The organism is Burkholderia latens (assembly GCF_902499045.1).
GTDB lineage: Bacteria > Pseudomonadota > Gammaproteobacteria > Burkholderiales > Burkholderiaceae > Burkholderia > Burkholderia latens.
Genome location: NZ_CABVPL010000020.1, coordinates 90,959 through 105,657 on the forward strand (window position 1 = coordinate 90,959; position 14,699 = coordinate 105,657).

The 14,699-nt window shown below is 69.4% G+C and carries 13 protein-coding genes; 3 read left to right on the plus strand and 10 right to left on the minus strand.

Features of this window, described 5'->3' with window-relative positions; all coding sequences use genetic code 11:
* Positions 1-3: 3 nt before the first annotated feature.
* Together BSE24067_RS16070 and BSE24067_RS16075 are read right to left on the minus strand one after the other, a co-directional pair.
* Positions 4-1,566, minus strand: a complete 1,563-nt coding sequence (locus BSE24067_RS16070) for a methyl-accepting chemotaxis protein (RefSeq protein ID WP_151067722.1) — start codon at positions 1,564-1,566, stop codon at positions 4-6.
* 446 nt (positions 1,567-2,012) lie between these two features.
* The gene (locus tag BSE24067_RS16075; protein ID WP_151067720.1) at positions 2,013-3,491 is read right to left on the minus strand and encodes an alkaline phosphatase family protein; all 1,479 of its coding nucleotides are present in this window, start codon (positions 3,489-3,491) and stop codon (positions 2,013-2,015) included.
* Here BSE24067_RS16075 and BSE24067_RS16080 point away from each other — a divergent pair.
* Positions 3,490-3,927 (plus strand): hypothetical protein, encoded by a 438-nt coding sequence (locus BSE24067_RS16080; protein WP_151067718.1) that lies wholly within the window; start codon positions 3,490-3,492, stop codon positions 3,925-3,927. The two genes, BSE24067_RS16075 and BSE24067_RS16080, sit on opposite strands and share 2 nt — an antisense overlap.
* 147 nt (positions 3,928-4,074) lie before the next feature.
* Here the strand turns inward: BSE24067_RS16080 and BSE24067_RS16085 are convergent, their stop codons facing one another.
* Both BSE24067_RS16085 and BSE24067_RS16090 read right to left on the minus strand, forming a co-directional pair.
* Positions 4,075-5,310: a cyanate transporter gene (locus tag BSE24067_RS16085; protein ID WP_151067716.1), complete on the minus strand. Its 1,236-nt coding sequence runs from the start codon at positions 5,308-5,310 to the stop codon at positions 4,075-4,077.
* Between the two features lie 238 nt (positions 5,311-5,548).
* Positions 5,549-6,406 carry a helix-turn-helix transcriptional regulator gene (locus BSE24067_RS16090; RefSeq protein ID WP_151067714.1) on the minus strand — a complete coding sequence of 286 codons (858 nt, stop codon included), beginning with the start codon at positions 6,404-6,406 and terminating at the stop codon, positions 5,549-5,551.
* Positions 6,407-6,501: 95 nt separating this feature from the next.
* Here BSE24067_RS16090 and BSE24067_RS16095 point away from each other — a divergent pair, with 95 nt between their 5' ends.
* Positions 6,502-7,395, plus strand: coding sequence for an SDR family oxidoreductase (locus BSE24067_RS16095; RefSeq protein ID WP_151067712.1), 894 nt, complete (start codon positions 6,502-6,504; stop codon positions 7,393-7,395).
* A 58-nt stretch (positions 7,396-7,453) separates the two neighbouring features.
* Here BSE24067_RS16095 and BSE24067_RS16100 read toward each other — a convergent pair whose 3' ends face one another.
* The 5 genes from BSE24067_RS16100 to BSE24067_RS16120 form a co-directional block, all read right to left on the minus strand.
* Positions 7,454-8,443, minus strand: a complete 990-nt coding sequence (locus tag BSE24067_RS16100) for a zinc-dependent alcohol dehydrogenase family protein (RefSeq protein ID WP_151067710.1) — start codon at positions 8,441-8,443, stop codon at positions 7,454-7,456.
* Positions 8,444-8,579: 136 nt separating this feature from the next.
* Positions 8,580-9,482 carry a LysR family transcriptional regulator gene (locus BSE24067_RS16105; protein WP_151067708.1) on the minus strand — a complete coding sequence of 301 codons (903 nt, stop codon included), beginning with the start codon at positions 9,480-9,482 and terminating at the stop codon, positions 8,580-8,582.
* Between the two features lie 116 nt (positions 9,483-9,598).
* Positions 9,599-10,975 (minus strand): FAD-containing oxidoreductase, encoded by a 1,377-nt coding sequence (locus tag BSE24067_RS16110; RefSeq protein ID WP_151067706.1) that lies wholly within the window; start codon positions 10,973-10,975, stop codon positions 9,599-9,601.
* A gap of 160 nt (positions 10,976-11,135) precedes the next feature.
* Positions 11,136-11,726, minus strand: coding sequence for a hypothetical protein (locus tag BSE24067_RS16115; protein ID WP_151067731.1), 591 nt, complete (start codon positions 11,724-11,726; stop codon positions 11,136-11,138).
* Between the two features lie 8 nt (positions 11,727-11,734).
* Complete coding sequence (locus BSE24067_RS16120) at positions 11,735-12,199, minus strand: GNAT family N-acetyltransferase (RefSeq protein WP_151067704.1); 465 nt, start codon at positions 12,197-12,199, stop codon at positions 11,735-11,737.
* Between the two features lie 184 nt (positions 12,200-12,383).
* Between BSE24067_RS16120 and BSE24067_RS16125 the strand changes: the two genes are divergently transcribed.
* The gene (locus BSE24067_RS16125) at positions 12,384-13,022 is read left to right on the plus strand and encodes a LysE family translocator (protein WP_151067702.1); all 639 of its coding nucleotides are present in this window, start codon (positions 12,384-12,386) and stop codon (positions 13,020-13,022) included.
* 136 nt (positions 13,023-13,158) lie between these two features.
* Here the strand turns inward: BSE24067_RS16125 and BSE24067_RS16130 are convergent, their stop codons facing one another.
* The gene (locus BSE24067_RS16130; protein ID WP_151067700.1) at positions 13,159-14,370 is read right to left on the minus strand and encodes a DUF1444 domain-containing protein; all 1,212 of its coding nucleotides are present in this window, start codon (positions 14,368-14,370) and stop codon (positions 13,159-13,161) included.
* Positions 14,371-14,699 lie beyond the last annotated feature (329 nt).

Below are 14,699 nucleotides of genomic sequence, written 5' to 3' on the forward strand. Positions count from 1 at the left end.
ACGTCATGCCGCCGCGCTTTCCCGCAACCGGAACTGCGCGACGGCGTCGCTCAGCCGCGCGCTCTGATCCTCGAGCGACAGCGCCGCGGCGGCGGCCTCTTCGACGAGCGCGGCGTTGCGCTGCATCGTCTGCTCCATCTGGATCACGGCCGCATTCACCTGTTCGATGCCGGACGTCTGCTCGTCGAATGCGATGCTCGTTTCGCCCATGATCGCGTTCACGCGCTCGACCGCCGCGACGAGCTCGGTCATCGCGGCGCCGGCGAGCGCGACGAGACTGCTGCCGTCCTCGACGCGCTGCGTCGAATCGCCGATCAGTTCGCGAATTTCCTTCGCCGCCGACGCGCAACGCTGCGCGAGCCCGCGCACCTCGGTCGCGACCACCGCGAAACCGCGCCCCTGTTCGCCCGCCCGCGCCGCTTCGACGGCGGCGTTCAACGCGAGGATGTTCGTCTGGAATGCGATGCTTTCGATCACGCCGACGATGCCGGAGATCCGCGCCGAGCTGTTCGATATCGACGACATCGTTGCGACGACGCGCTGCATCGCGTCTCCGCCACGCGTTGCGATTCCGGCGGCGCCCTCTGCGTACGTGCGGGCATCGCGTGCGTTGTCCGCGTTCTGGCGAACGGTGGCCGTCAGCTGCTCGACGCTCGCCGCCGCCTGCTGCAGCGACACGGCCTGCTGCTCGGTGCGCGCGGACAGATCGACGTTGCCGCTCGCGATCGTGCGCACGTCGCCGACGATCGTCTCCGTGCTCGCGCGCACCTGCGTCACGGTTTCGACGAGACCGTCCTGCATCCGCTTCAACGCGTTCAGCAGATATGCCATTTCGTTTTCGCCGGGAATGGCGACGGTGCCGGTCAGGTCGCCTTTCGAGATCCTGTCGAAATGCGCGACGGCGAGGTGGATCGGCTCGATGATCGCCTTCGCGAGCACGCGCTGGGCAATGAAGCCGATCACCAGCGCGAACACGGCGACCGCCGCCATCGCCCACACGATCCGGTGGAAACGCTCGCCGGCCGCATCGTAGCGCGCCTTCTGGCGCGCGACCTGGAACGCTTCGAGCGCGTCGATTGCATCCTGGTACGCAGTGAAGAGCGCCGGCGGCGTATTGCGGTGCGTGTCGAGGAAGTCGAACGAATTGTCCTGATCCAGTTGCGACATCGCCTTCAGGAAAACCCGGTCGAGCAGCGTGCGGCGACGGCTCTGCAGCGTATCGAACAGCGCCTGCTCGTCGGCGTCGCGCGCATGCAGCTGCGCGTACGCATCCAGTTCGTCGTTGCTCTGCTTGAGGAGCGTATGGAGCTGCGCGATTTCCGTTTTGGCCGGCTGTCCGGCGCTGATGATCTGCGCGACGTCGCTCACGCGTTCGCGCAGCACGAGCATCCGCTCCGAGCTGGTTTTCAGGTGCAGCAGCGACGCGGTGTCGTCGCGGTACATCGCCTCGAGCGAGTTGTTGCCCGCGTAGAGCGCGGCAATGCAAGCGCCGACGACCAGCACGAGCAGCATCGTATAACCGGCGATGGTCGCGACGAGTCCGCCGCGGATGGTGAGTTTTCGCATGACGTTCCCTTGCTGGAGGCCCGAAGGGCGGCCGACGGCGGCTATGAATTCCGGATCACGAACGACGACGGGCGCCGCGTCGCAATGCGGGGCGCCGGGATTGCGAACGGGTTAACGGCACGGGCGAGTGAACGGTTTTGTCTGCACGCGACGTCGATCTGAGCGTGCGCGACACGTGCGTTCGAAATGCGGAAGCGGGAACGGAACGCGGCGCTGGCGAAACGGCAGCAGGCCGGTCGGCGAGCGCGCATCGTGCGCCCGCCGTGCACCAGAATGTTTCGCGGCTGCGGTTATCGGCGCTCGACTTCCGCGCAATGCGGCAGGGAACGCGCATCGTGCGTGGCAAGCGAAAACACCGGTCTGAAGAAGGTGGAAGTGGAAGTCCGGCACGGCCGTACGCGGACGGCCGTATCGCATTCGATCGCGGCTGCCGCGCACGGTGCGAATCAACCGCCCGTCCGGAACCCCAGCGCCGCCGCCTTCGCGCGCAGCTCCGAGAAACGTTCGGCCGTTGGATTGGCTGCCATTTTCGACGGATCCACGCCGGACACCGAACTGGACGGCGAGGGCGCGGTCGCGCCCGAGCATGCGCCGGAGAACGGCCCTTGCGCGACCGTGAACGCCGGCGCGTCCGTGCGCGGCGCGCCGGCGAGATCGAGCGCGTACGCAAGGTTGAACGTCGCCGGCGCGCTGCCGCGCACGCCGAGCGGCTTCAACCCGAAACGCCATTGCAGCAGCGCGTGAATCGAACTCGGATCGAACGGATAGCGCGTCACCGCGCCCGCGCGAACCCGCGGGCCGAGCAGCGCGAGCGGCACGCGGCAACCGAGCTTGCCGTCGTTGCCGAGTGCCAGCTCGCTATTGCTGATCGGCCGGGTCGGCGGCACGACGTGCTCGAGAAAGCCGCCCCATTCGTCGTACACGATGATCATCAGCGTGCGGCTCCAGGTCGGGCTGGTGCGCAGCGCGTCGTACACCTGGTTCAGAAACACCTGCCCGTTGCGAATGTCAGCATGCGGATGGTCGTCGGCGGACGTCCCTTCCTGCTCGCCGGCGAACGCCGGGTCGACCATGCAGAACGACGGCAGCGATCCGGCCGCCGCGTCCGACAGGAAGGACGAGAACGGATGCGAGATGCCGAGATAGCGCGTACCGTACAGCGCGGTGAACGGCACGTCGTGATAGTAGTAGTTGCAACCGACCTTGGCGTCGCTGAGGTTGTCCCAGATCGTGCGGAGCGACGAATTGTCTACGGTATCGGTGAGGCGGTCGGTGGCGCCGCTGTGCAGGTAGATGCGATTCGGAAACGTGTTGGCCAGGATGCCGCTGAAGTAGAAATCGCCGATGGTGTAGCTGCTCGCGACCGCGCTGAAGAACGGCAGGTCCGCCTGCGTGTAGTAGCCGATCGGCAGCAGGTCGCCCTGCGTCAGGTTCGTGCCCGGCGTCTGCAGCCAGCCGTTCATCTCGCCCGAAGCGAGTTGCGTGCGGCCGCCCTCGTACGTATGGTTCGGGTCGTGGTACGCGCAGGCCTGATAGCCGTACGCGGGATCGGCCGACAGCGCGAACGGCGCGTGGGTCGCGCCGAACGCATCCTTGAACTGCTGGTTGGCGGGCATGCCTTCGGCGCCCGGAACCCAGCTCATGTAGTGATCGAACGAACGATTTTCCATCGTGACCAGCACGATATGGTCGATGCCGGAACTGGCGGGGTCGGGCAACGCCGGCCGCGGCAGGCTGTAGCGATTGCCGCCGTTCGGCGACGGCGTATCGCCGATCGACGGTGCGGCCGCATTGCCGTCGGGGCTCGATATGTCGCCGTCGCCGCCGCCGCCGCAACCGGGCAGCGCGACACTGCCGGCCACCGCGGCGACACCGGCGAGAAAACGGCGGCGATCGTGGCGCCGATATGCATTCGTGTCGTCCATGACTGCGTCTCCTTCGTTATTGGATGCGGCGCTGGCCAGCCCATCACGCATCGCAGCCGCGGAGCGACGCGCACTCGCGTCGAAAGGAATGCGAGCGGCGCAAACGCGCAAACCCCATGCCCGCCGGCATGCATTCGTGCGCGTTCGTCAGTGCGCCGCGGTGCGGGAAGCACGCGTGCAGGCCTGTCGCACCGGTAGTGCGGTGTTGAGGTGTCAAGCACGCTGCGCCTGCGCGATGCAGCGCATCATTCGCCGACATGCCGATGACGACGCGATCGTCATACGTTTGTTCGACGCCATTGCACGGCCCGTCGAGCAAAAAGGAAGCGGCGCGCTCATCGCAAACGAATGGAGGCGCCGTATTCGCGCGCGACGTTCCTTTGCACGTGTCGCCGGCTACCGCGGGCCGGGCTCGTCGGCCGCAAATGTCGAATGAGAAGTATTTCTTCGCGATGCGCTGATAGATGCCGTCCTGGATCAGACTCGCGAATGCGTGGTCGATCTGCTTGCGCCGCGCGTCGTCATCGTCGGCTGGACGCGCGGCGGGAGATGCCGGCTCGAGCGGATCAGGGAATGCGGCGGGTCAGTGCCGGTGCGTGGCGCCGGCGGTGCGCGCCATGCCGCGCCGGTAGCCGGCGGGCGCGAACGCGGCGTTCAGCGCGGCCATCGCCGCGATCACGCCGACATGCATCCACCACGCGATCGCGAAGCCGCCGCCCGCGTCGCGCAGCCAGCCGATCAACCATGGGCTCGCCGCGACGATCAGAAAGCCGATGCCCTGCACGAATGCGGCGAGCGCGCCGGCGAGCCGCGCATCGGGCAGATGATCGAGCGTGACGATCAGGCTCATCGAGAAGAAACCGCCGAGCCCGAGGCCGGCGCTCGCGACCCACAGCCACGGCGCGAACGCAGGCATCGTCGCGAACCCGGCGAAGCCCGCGGCCTGCAACGCGAGCGTGAGCCACAGCGCCGGGCGGCGATCGGGCGAACGTTTCGCGAGCAACGGCATCGCGAGTGCGCCGCCCGCCTGGAGCAGCGCCATCCACGCGAGCAGGTTGCCGCTCGCCTGTGCGCTCATGCCGGCGCTGCGATAGAACGCCGGCAGCCACGCGACGAGGCTCGCATAGCCGCTGTTGCTGAGGCCGAAGAACAGCGCGAGCTGCCATGCGCGCGGAATGCGCACGAACGCGGTCACGCGCGGCGATACCGTCGCGGCCGGCACAGCATCGCGCGGTGCCTTCGCGCGCCACAGCGCGAGCGTGACGAGCGCGGGCGCCGCCCACACGGCGAGCGACAGATGCCAGCCGCCGTGCGCGGCGAGCCACGGGCTCGCGACTGCGCCGAATGCGCCGCCGCCGACGAGCGCGGCCGAATAGAGGCCCATCGCGAGCGGCAGCCGGTCGACGAACCAGCGTTTCGCGAGGCCGGGCGCGAGCGACTGGATCACCGCGACGCCCGCGCCGGCGACGATCGCCGTGACGACGAGGCCGGTGCTGCCGCCGGTCCGCAGGCGCGCGATGCAGCCCGCCGCGATCAGTGCGAGCGCGGCGAGCAGCGCGCGTCGTTCGCCGACACGTCGCGCGAGCTGCACGCCGATGCCGGCGACGACGCCCATCAGCACGAACGGCAGCGTGGTCAGCAGCGCGGCCGCGCGAAAGCCGAGGCCGGTATCGGCGCGTACGACGTCGAGCACGGGGCCGAACGCGGTCAGGAACGGGCGCAGGTTGAGGCCGGCGAGCACCAGCAGCGCGAGCGCGCCATAGGACACGGAAGCCGCGTGCGTGCGGGGAACGGCCTGCGCGGTGCCGGGATCGGTCATCGGAATGCTCCAGTGGGAGGGCCGTGGCCCTGCGATGCGATGCCGAAAGGGTAAAGGCGCGCCCATCCAGAGGAAAATTAAATATTCGACTGGGAATCAGTGCGGATTGCGATGGCGGCGTGCGGCGTGATGGGGCTGGACCGGCGTGGCGGACGCGGCACCTGCGCAGGGCAAGCGCGGGGTCGATGCGGGGTCGGCGCGGATCGGCGCGGGATCGGCGCCGCGGATCCGCGCGCGGCTACGCAGCCGGCGCGTGCGATGCCCGTGCCGCGGCACGCGCGGCGACAAGCGCGCGGATTCGCGCACGGTCGGCTGGCGTCGCTGGCGTGAAGACCACGAGCATCAGATCGGGATGGCTGATCACCGAGAACGCCGAATATTCGAGCGCGATCCTGCCTGCCTGCGCATGGCGGATCTCCTTCGTTCCTTCGTGCTGCGAATGGATGTCGTGATCGCGCCACATCGCGTCGAATTCGGCGCTGGTCGCGCGCATCTCGCCGACGAATGCCTGCACGGCCTGCGTCGCGCCGCAGCGTGCGACATCGGCGCGAAACGCGCCCACCGCGAATCGCGCGACGCGTTCCCAGTTCGGTTGCGCATAGCGCACGCCGGCATCGACGAAGATCAGCCGCAGGATGTTGCGCGCGGACGGCGGCAGCGTCGCGTAGTCGGTCAGCGTGGCCGCGGCCGCGTCGTTCCACGCGACGACGTCCCACGTCGCCGTGCGCACGATCGCGGGGCTCGACTCGAGCGAATCGAGCACGTGCCGCAGGCTCGGCGTCACGCCGCTGCTCGCGTGATACCGGACCTCGGGCGGATGGCCGAGGCCGATCAGGAACAGGTGCTCGCGTTCGGCGTCGTTGAGCAGCAGCGCACGCGCGAGCCGGTCGAGCACGTCGGCCGAGGGCGCGCCGCCGCGGCCCTGTTCGAGCCAGGTGTACCACGCGGCGCTCACGTTCGCGCGCTGCGCGACTTCCTCGCGCCGCAGGCCCGGCGTGCGGCGGCGTGCGACGGGCAGCCCGAGCGCGGCCGGGTCGAGTTTTTCGCGGCGGTCCCGAAGGTACGCGCCGAGCAGGTTGTCGGATGCGTCTGCCATAGCCTGTTAGTTCGTTTACCGGTAAACCGTCACGTCTTCACGGCGCGCGACGGACGACAGATAGTAAGCCTCCATTTCATCCGGAGGTATCGAACATGCGTGTCTTCGTTACGGGAGCGTCGGGTTTCGTCGGCTCCGCCGTGGTCGCCGAACTCGTGGCGGCCGGGCATTCGGTGCTCGGCCTCGCGCGCACCGACGCGGCCGCGGCGACGGTCGCGGCCGCGGGCGCCGACGTCCATCGCGGGTCGCTCGAGGATCTGCAAAGCCTCGCGCGCGGCGCCGACGCCGCCGACGCGGTGATCCACACGGGATTCAACCACGACTTCTCGCGCTTCGCGGAAAACTGCGAACTCGACCGCCGCGCGATCGACGCGATCGGCGCGGTGCTCGCCGGGTCGGCACGGCCGCTGCTCGTCACGTCGGGCCTCGCGCTCGTCGCGCCCGGCCGTGCGGCGACCGAGGACGATCCGCACGTGCCGGTGTCGCCGGGCTATCCGCGTGCGTCCGAAGCAACCGCCGCCGCGCTCGAAGCGCGCGGCGTGCGCGCGTCCGTCGTGCGCCTGCCGCCTTCGGTGCACGGCGACGGCGATCACGCGTTCGTGCCGCGGCTGATCGCGTTCGCGCGCGAGAAGGGCGAGTCGGCCTATCTCGGCGACGGCGGCAATCGCTGGCCGGCCGTGCACCGGCTCGATGCGGCGCGCGTGTACCGGCTCGCGGTCGAGCGCGGTGCCGGCGGCGAGCGCTATCACGCGGTCGACGATACCGGCGTGCCGTTTCGCGAAATCGCGGCGGTGATCGGCCGCCGCTTGAACGTGCCGGTCGTGTCGAAATCCGCCGAGCAGGCCGCCGAACACTTCGGCTGGTTCGCGCGGTTCGCCGGAATGGATGCGCCCGCAACGAGCGAGCGCACGCGCGCACTGCTCGGGTGGGCGCCGACGCAGCCGGGATTGCTGGCCGACATCGACCGGCCGCAATACTTCGAAGCCTGACGCACGCGTGCGTGCGGCGTGCCGCCGTGGCCGGCCGGCACGCCCGCCGCCGCCGCGCTCAGACCGTGACGACGATCTTCCCGACCTGCGCGCCGGCTTCCATGTACCGGTGCGCATCGGCAATGTCGTCGAACGCGAACGTGCGGTCGATCGTCGGCTTCAGCGCGCCGGCCGCGAGCCCGGCGACGATGAAGCGCTTCGCGCGCTCGAGTCGTTCCGCATCACGCGTGATCTCGAACAATTCGTAGCCGCGCAGCGTCAGGTGGCGCGCGAGCAGGTCCATCAACGGCACCGGGATGTCGCGCGTGTCGAGCGCGCCGTACTGGAAGAACGTGCCGTTGGTGCGCAGCGCGCGCAGCAGGTTCGCCGCGGCTGGGCCGCCGACCGGATCGAACGCGATGCGCGCGCCCGCGCCGCCCGTCAGCTCCGCGACCTGCCGCGGCAGGTCGGCCGGACTGCCGGCGATCACGTGCGCGGCGCCCGCATCGAGCAGTGCCCGGCGCTTCGCATCGTTGCGCGTCAGTGCGATCGGCACGGCGCCGACCCGGTTCACGATCTGGATCGCGGCGAGTCCGACGCTGCTCGACGCGGCGCCGATCAGCACCGCGTCGCCGCGCGCGAGCCCGCCGAGTTCGATCAGCGCGCCCCATGCGGTGACGAACATCATCCACGTCGCCGCGGCTTCCTCGAACGACAGATTCGACGGATGCCGAACGAGCGCATGCGCGGGCACGTTGACCACGTCGCCGTACATGCCGTAATCGGCGAACGAGAACGCGGGCACGACGCTCACCGCGTCGCCTGCGGCGAATGCGGTCACATCCGGCGCGACCGCGGCGACGACACCCGACGCCTCGTAGCCGAGCGACGCCGGAAAGCGCGGCTGGATCGTGTATTCGCCGCTGCGGTACATGACTTCCGCGCGATTGAGGCCGATCGCCTTCACGTGCAGCTGCACTTCGCCGGGGCCGGGCGCGGGGACGTCGACGGTGTCGATCTGCAGCACGTCGGGGCCGCCGACACGATGGAAACGAACGATGCGGGGCATGGTGAACTCCTTCGATGAACGGGGACGATGAAGGAGAACTGTAGGCGGCCGCCTGCGCCCGAAAAACGCGCGGCGCGATCACTGATTGTTATTCGTCGAATAACAATCGTGTCGCCGGCTGGCGTGCGTGTACGCGTTACGCCGGATAGCGGCGCGCGAACAGGTCCGTGAGCCAGTCGATGAACACCCGCACCTTTTCCGGCAGATGCGCGCGGTTCGGATACATCACCGACACGGGTTTCGGTTCGGCGCGAATGCCGGGCAGCAACTCGATCAACTGGCCCGAATCGATATGCGGCTGCAGCGCGGGGCGCAGCGCGTGAACGATGCCGAGCCCGGCCAGCCCGCACGACAGCAGCGCTTCGGAGTTGTTCGTGAGGAGGCTGCTCGGCAGCTTCACGTCGACGCGCTCGCCGTTCGCGCGGAACGTCCATTCGAGTATCTTGCGATTCGCGCCCGTGAAGAAATTGACCGCGCGATGCGTGCGCAGATCGTCGAGCGTGCGCGGCAGCCCGTGGCGGACGATATATGCGGGCGACGCGCACGTAACCATCGGCACCGCGCCGACCGTGCGCGCGACCATGCTCGAATCCTTGAGCGTGCCGACCCGCACGACGCAGTCGATGCCTTCGCCGATCAGGTCGGCGGGCTGGTCGCTCGCGCCGAGCACGAGTTCGATCTGCGGATAACGCTGCTGGAATTCGGCGAGCGCGGGAATGATGACCGTCTTCGCGAGCGCGACGGCGATATCGAGCCGCAACCGCCCCTTCGGTACGGCGCGTTGCTTCGGGAACGACGCGAACGCGTCGTCGATGCTGCCGAGCAGCTGCACGCAGCGCGCATAGAACGCCTCGCCCTCGGCCGTCACGCTGACACGGCGCGTGCTGCGGTTCAGCAGCCGGATGCCGAGTTCCTGTTCGAGCTGCTGCACGGCTTTCGTGACGGCCGGCCGATGCAGTTGCAGCGCATCGGCGGCCTGCGTGAAGTTGCCGCGTTCGACGATCTGTACGTAGATCTGCATCGTTTGCAGACGATCCATGGCATTGTCGAGAGTCGTGACGAACGGCGATCTTCGCACACGGTTCGAAGCCGGTGCGCGGTGCGCGGTGCGCATGCGGGCGCCGAGCGGGCAGGGCGGTGCCCGCGCGCCGCCGATCATTGAACCGGATGCAGATCCTGCAGCAGCGTCGGCAGCAGTTCCGACACGGTCGGGTGGATGTGCATCGCGCGGCTGATCGTCGTGTACGGCGCGCCGGCGGCCATCACGTCGAGCAGCCCGTGCACGACTTCGTCGCCCGTCACGCCGAGGATCGACGCGCCGAGAATCGCATGGCTGTCCGCATCGACGATCACCTTCATGAAACCCTGGCTCTCGCCCTTCTCGACCGCGCGGCCGACGCGCGTCATCGGGCGTGTGCCGACCAGCAGCCTGCGGCCGGTCTGCTTCGCTTCGGCGAGCGTCATGCCGACGCGGCCGAGCGGCGGATCGATGTACATCGCATACGCGGGGATGCGGTCGGACACTTTGCGCGGATCGTCGTCGAGCAGGTTGGCCGCGACGATCTCGTAGTCGTTGTACGCGGTGTGCGTGAACGCGCCGCGCCCGTTGCAGTCGCCCAGCGCCCAGATGCCGGGCACGTTGGTGCGCAGCTGGTCGTCGACCGTGATGTAGCCGCGCGAGTCCGTCGCGACGCCGGCGAGCTCGAGGCCCAGGTCATCGGTGTTCGGCACGCGGCCGACCGCGAGCAGCAGATGCGAGCCCGCGACTTCGCGGCCGCCGCCGGTGCAGTCGAGACCGACCACGACGCCGTCGCCGTCGCGCCGCGCGTTCAGGCAGTTCGCGTCGAGCTGCACGTCGATGCCTTCGTTCGCGAGAATCTCGCGCACGGCTTGCGACACGTCCTCGTCCTCGCGATGGATCAGGCGCGCGCCTTTCTCGATGATCGTGACCTTCGAGCCGAAGCGCCGGTACATCTGGCCGAATTCGAGCCCGACGTAGCTGCCGCCGACGATCACGAGATGCTCGGGCAGGAAGTCGACGTCCATCATCGTCGAGTTGGTCAGGTACGGCACCGAGTCGAGGCCCGGCATCTTCGGGATCTGCGCGCGTCCGCCCACGTTGATGAACACGCGCTCGGCCTCCAGTAGTTCGTCGCCCACGCGCACGGCATTCGGGCGCTCGAATCGGGCATGACCCTGAAACACGGACGTGTGGTCGAGGCCGCGCACCCACTGCTCGACGCCGTGGTTCGAGCGGCCGGAAATCCGGTCCTTGCGCGCCTTCACCGCTTTCATGTCGACGCTGACGGGGCCGACCGACACGCCGTATTCTTCCGCGCGCCGCGCGAGCTGCGCCGCATACGCGCTCGCGATCAGCGTCTTGGTCGGGATGCAGCCGGTGTTCACGCAGGTGCCGCCGAAGCGGCCGCGCTCGATGATCGCGACTTTCATGCCGGCGCCCGCGAGCCGCGCGGCGAGCGGCGGCCCGGCTTGCCCGGTGCCGATGACGATCGCGTCGAAGTGTTGCGTCATGACGTCCTCCTGCGCTGGTTCAACGTGGGAACGGCACGCGCAAGCCGCATGCCGCGGCGGCGCGCGCCGGAACGGCGACGAGCGACTATGGTAGACCCGTTGGCCGGTACGTGCGCGCGCGGCGCGTGCAGGCAGCGGGCCTGCGTGCGGTGCGCACGGTCTATTCCGTGCGTTTCCACGCGCCGAACGAAACCGGCTTTCGCGGATCCGCGCGCACCGCGCTGACGGAATCCGGCTTGCCGTCCAGCGGGAACGACTCGGTATGGATGTCGCTGGAGAACAGCCACGCTCGCATGTGCGCGTCGTAGCGGAACGTCACGTAGTCGCTCCAGTGCTGCCCGCACGCGACGTCGTTCTGCACCGTGAAGTAACGTCCGTTCACCGCGATCCCGCCATCGGCCGCGTATTCCGGGTCGAACGGGTCGCACTGCGGCGCGTCGTTCGCGCGCATCACGACGTCGTCGTTGCGTGCCGCGAGCCGGTAGGCGCGGTCCGCCTGTTCCTCGTAGATGAGCAGCGGGCGCGGCGACGGCTGCTCGCGCGTATCGGTCGCGCGGTGCACGACGACGAGCACGGTGTGCAGCCCGTTGCCGAGCGCCGGCCCTTGCTGCGCGACGAACGGCTGGTAGCCGGCCGGCAATTGCGCGGCGATCGACGGCGGCAACGGCGGCAACGCGGGCGCCGCGTGCGCGTGACAGCACCACGCGGCGGCGAGCGGAACGAGCGCCCGGCAAGCGGCCGGCGCGCGCATCGTGGCCATCACAGATCCCGCCCGAGAAACGCGGCGCCGGGCACCGGATTGAACGCCACGGGCGGCGCGGGCGCGAAGCCGAGCGAACCATACAGTTGCCTTGCGGCGACGAACTCGGGCAGCACGTCGAGACACATCCGCGCATAACCGGCCGCCTTCGCGTCGCGCAGCAGCCGCTCGACGAGCTGGCGTCCCGCGTTCAGCCCGCGCGCTTCGGGGCACACGTACACGCGCTTCATCTCGCACGTGGTTGCGTCGATCTCGCGGAACGCCGCGCAGCCGACCGCGCGCTCGCCGCGCCATGCGAGCAGCAATTGCCCGCGCGGCGCCGCATATTTGCCCGGCAGCGCGGCAAGCTCGGGCTCGTAGTCCTGGAACGCGAGGCTGACGCTCGGGCTCGCGATGTACTCGCGGAAGATCGCTTCGACGGCGGCGGCATCGTCCGGATAGCGGGCGGCGCGGATTTCGATCATGGCTGGCGGCGCAAAAGGGCGGGAACGGCCGCCAGCATAGCAGCGCGCGGGTGCTTTCGGCGGCCCGCGAAGCGTGCCAGAATCAACCGCTTCACCGTCGGGAATCGACGCACCGCGACACGACAGCGTCGCGATCCGACACGCAGGCGCCGGCGCTTCGGCGTCGCTGATCAAGGAGATTTCGATGACTGCATCGGCTGCCGTACTCGCGATCCTGGCCGCGCTGTGGCTCGGCGCGATGATTCCCGGCCCGAGTTTCGTGCTGGTCGCCCGAAATTCGATCGGGTTGTCGCGCCGCGACGGGCTCGCGACCGCGCTCGGCATGGGCGTCGGCGGGATCGCGTTCGGCGGCGTCGCGCTGGCCGGGCTGTACACGCTGCTGCAGGCGGTCGAATGGCTGTACGTCGGGCTCAAGCTCGCGGGCGGCGCGTACCTGATCTACATGGCGTCGAAGATCTGGCGCGGCGCCGATCGGCCGATCGCGATGGACGATCCGCAGGCGGGCGCCGGCGGCAGCGCGCGCAAGTCGTTCTGGACCGGCCTCACGACGCAGCTGAGCAACCCGAAGACGGCGATCTGGTACGGCAGCATCTTCGCGGCGCTGTTGCCGCAGCATCCGCCGCTGTGGTGCTACCTGGCGCTGCCGCCGCTCGTGTTCGGCGTCGAATTCGGCTGGTACACGATCGTCGCGCTGTGCTTCTCGACCCGCCGGCCGCGCGAACTCTATCTGCGCGCGAAGAAGTGGGTCGACCGCATCGCGGCCGGCGCGATCACGCTGCTCGGGCTGCGGCTGATCCTGAACGCGCCGAAAGCGGGGATCTGACTGCGGTCGGTGTCAGCGGGAGCCTGACGTCCGCTTCATTCGTCGCGGGCATGCCGTCGCCGATCATTCCGGCTGACGGCCGGGCAGCCCCATTCATCCGGGCCAGCCGGCGCGGCCGCGCCGCGCAAGCTCGCCGTCAGGCCGCGGGAAACCGCTCGAGCAGCGCCGCGAACCGCGCTTCGTCCGGAAAGGCCGTCACTTCATAGCGCACCGGATGATGCGCGGTGGCCGTCATCAGATCGCCGCACGCGTGCCGCAACTCCGCCATCGGCACGTGGGCCGACTGCCGCGTCGATTCCCGATAAAGCACGACGATGTCCGTGTCGGGCAGCAGCGTCGGCACGCCGTCGCTCCACACGCCGACGCTGAACAGCTCGCCGTTCTGCCGCCGGTACACGGTATAGCTCGCGACGAAGATGTCGATACCGTTGCGCTTGTTCAGATCGTCCAGCAGCGTTCGCTGATCCTGGTAGTCGCCGGCGAGTTCGTCCACGCGCAGCGCGTGCAGCTTCGCTTCGAGCCCCGCCGGCACGAAATTCCGCCACGCGGCGCCGTCCCAGCGCAGCATCAGCGGCGGCAGCGGACGCGGCTGCGCGCGCGCCTGCTCGGCGAGTTCGACCATCGTCGCGAGCCCGGCCGTGTTGCGGTCGCCGGTGAGCAGCAGCACCGCGCGGTTCGGCGCCATCACGACCGGCGCGCCCGAAATCGGCTGGCGATGCAGCAGGTCGGTCAGCAGCAGCCGCGCGGCATCGTAGTAGTCGCCGAACTGCGACACGAACACGCCGTCGCGCAGCGCGGCCCACGGCGCCGACGACACGCCGCGCAGGTTGTCGATCGCGATGTCGCACGCTTCGTCGAAGCCCACGCCCCATTCGGCGAGCCGCGCGGTCGTCAGCCGCGCGACGCTGAACTCGCCGTCGTACGCGATGCCGATCTCGAGGTTCTCGCACAGCGGCCGGAACGCGACTTCCGACGCGGCCGGCTGGCCGGCGAGCTGCAGCGCGACCACGCCGCGCTCGGTCGCGCTGCGGATCACCGGGCGCAGCCGCGCACGGACCTGCGCGAAGTCCGACGGAATCTCGTGCTGCATCATCGCGTTCGCCTGGCGCTTGAGCGTCGCTTCGCGCTCGGCCGGCGTCGCGCCCGCATAGTCGCGGAACAGGTTGTGCAGATTGATGATGTTGGACGGCGCGTCGGCCTGCACGAGGCGGCCCTTGTCGTCGTCGTGAAGCCACTGCCGCGTGTCGCCGGTCGCGCGCAATGCGGCGATCAGGCGCTCGGCGAAGTCCTGCTGGGTCGGCGGTTTGGCGAAGCGCTCGCGCAGGCGCGCGACGAAGTCGAAGAGCATCGTGTGCGTTCGGGCAGGCCCGTCTCTTGTTGGTCTTTCGTTGTCATGGGCCGCGCCGCCTGTCTTCCGGGACGCTGCCTGCTTCCCGCGGATATCGGCCGGACATCCGTGACGCATCCGGCGGCCTCGCACGCCGGTTGCCGGCGGCGCGGGCCCGCATCGGGGCGCGATCACGCGGCGGGTGTCGCGATGGTACCGCAGTCCGCGACGGAATCGCGGTTTATCGAGCATGGCCGGCGGGCGGGCAGCCGGTGCGCGACGCGGCGGTTTCGGCGCGCGGCCTGCGCGTGGCCGAGCGTTCGGGCCGGCGCCGGCCGTGCCCCGCAGCC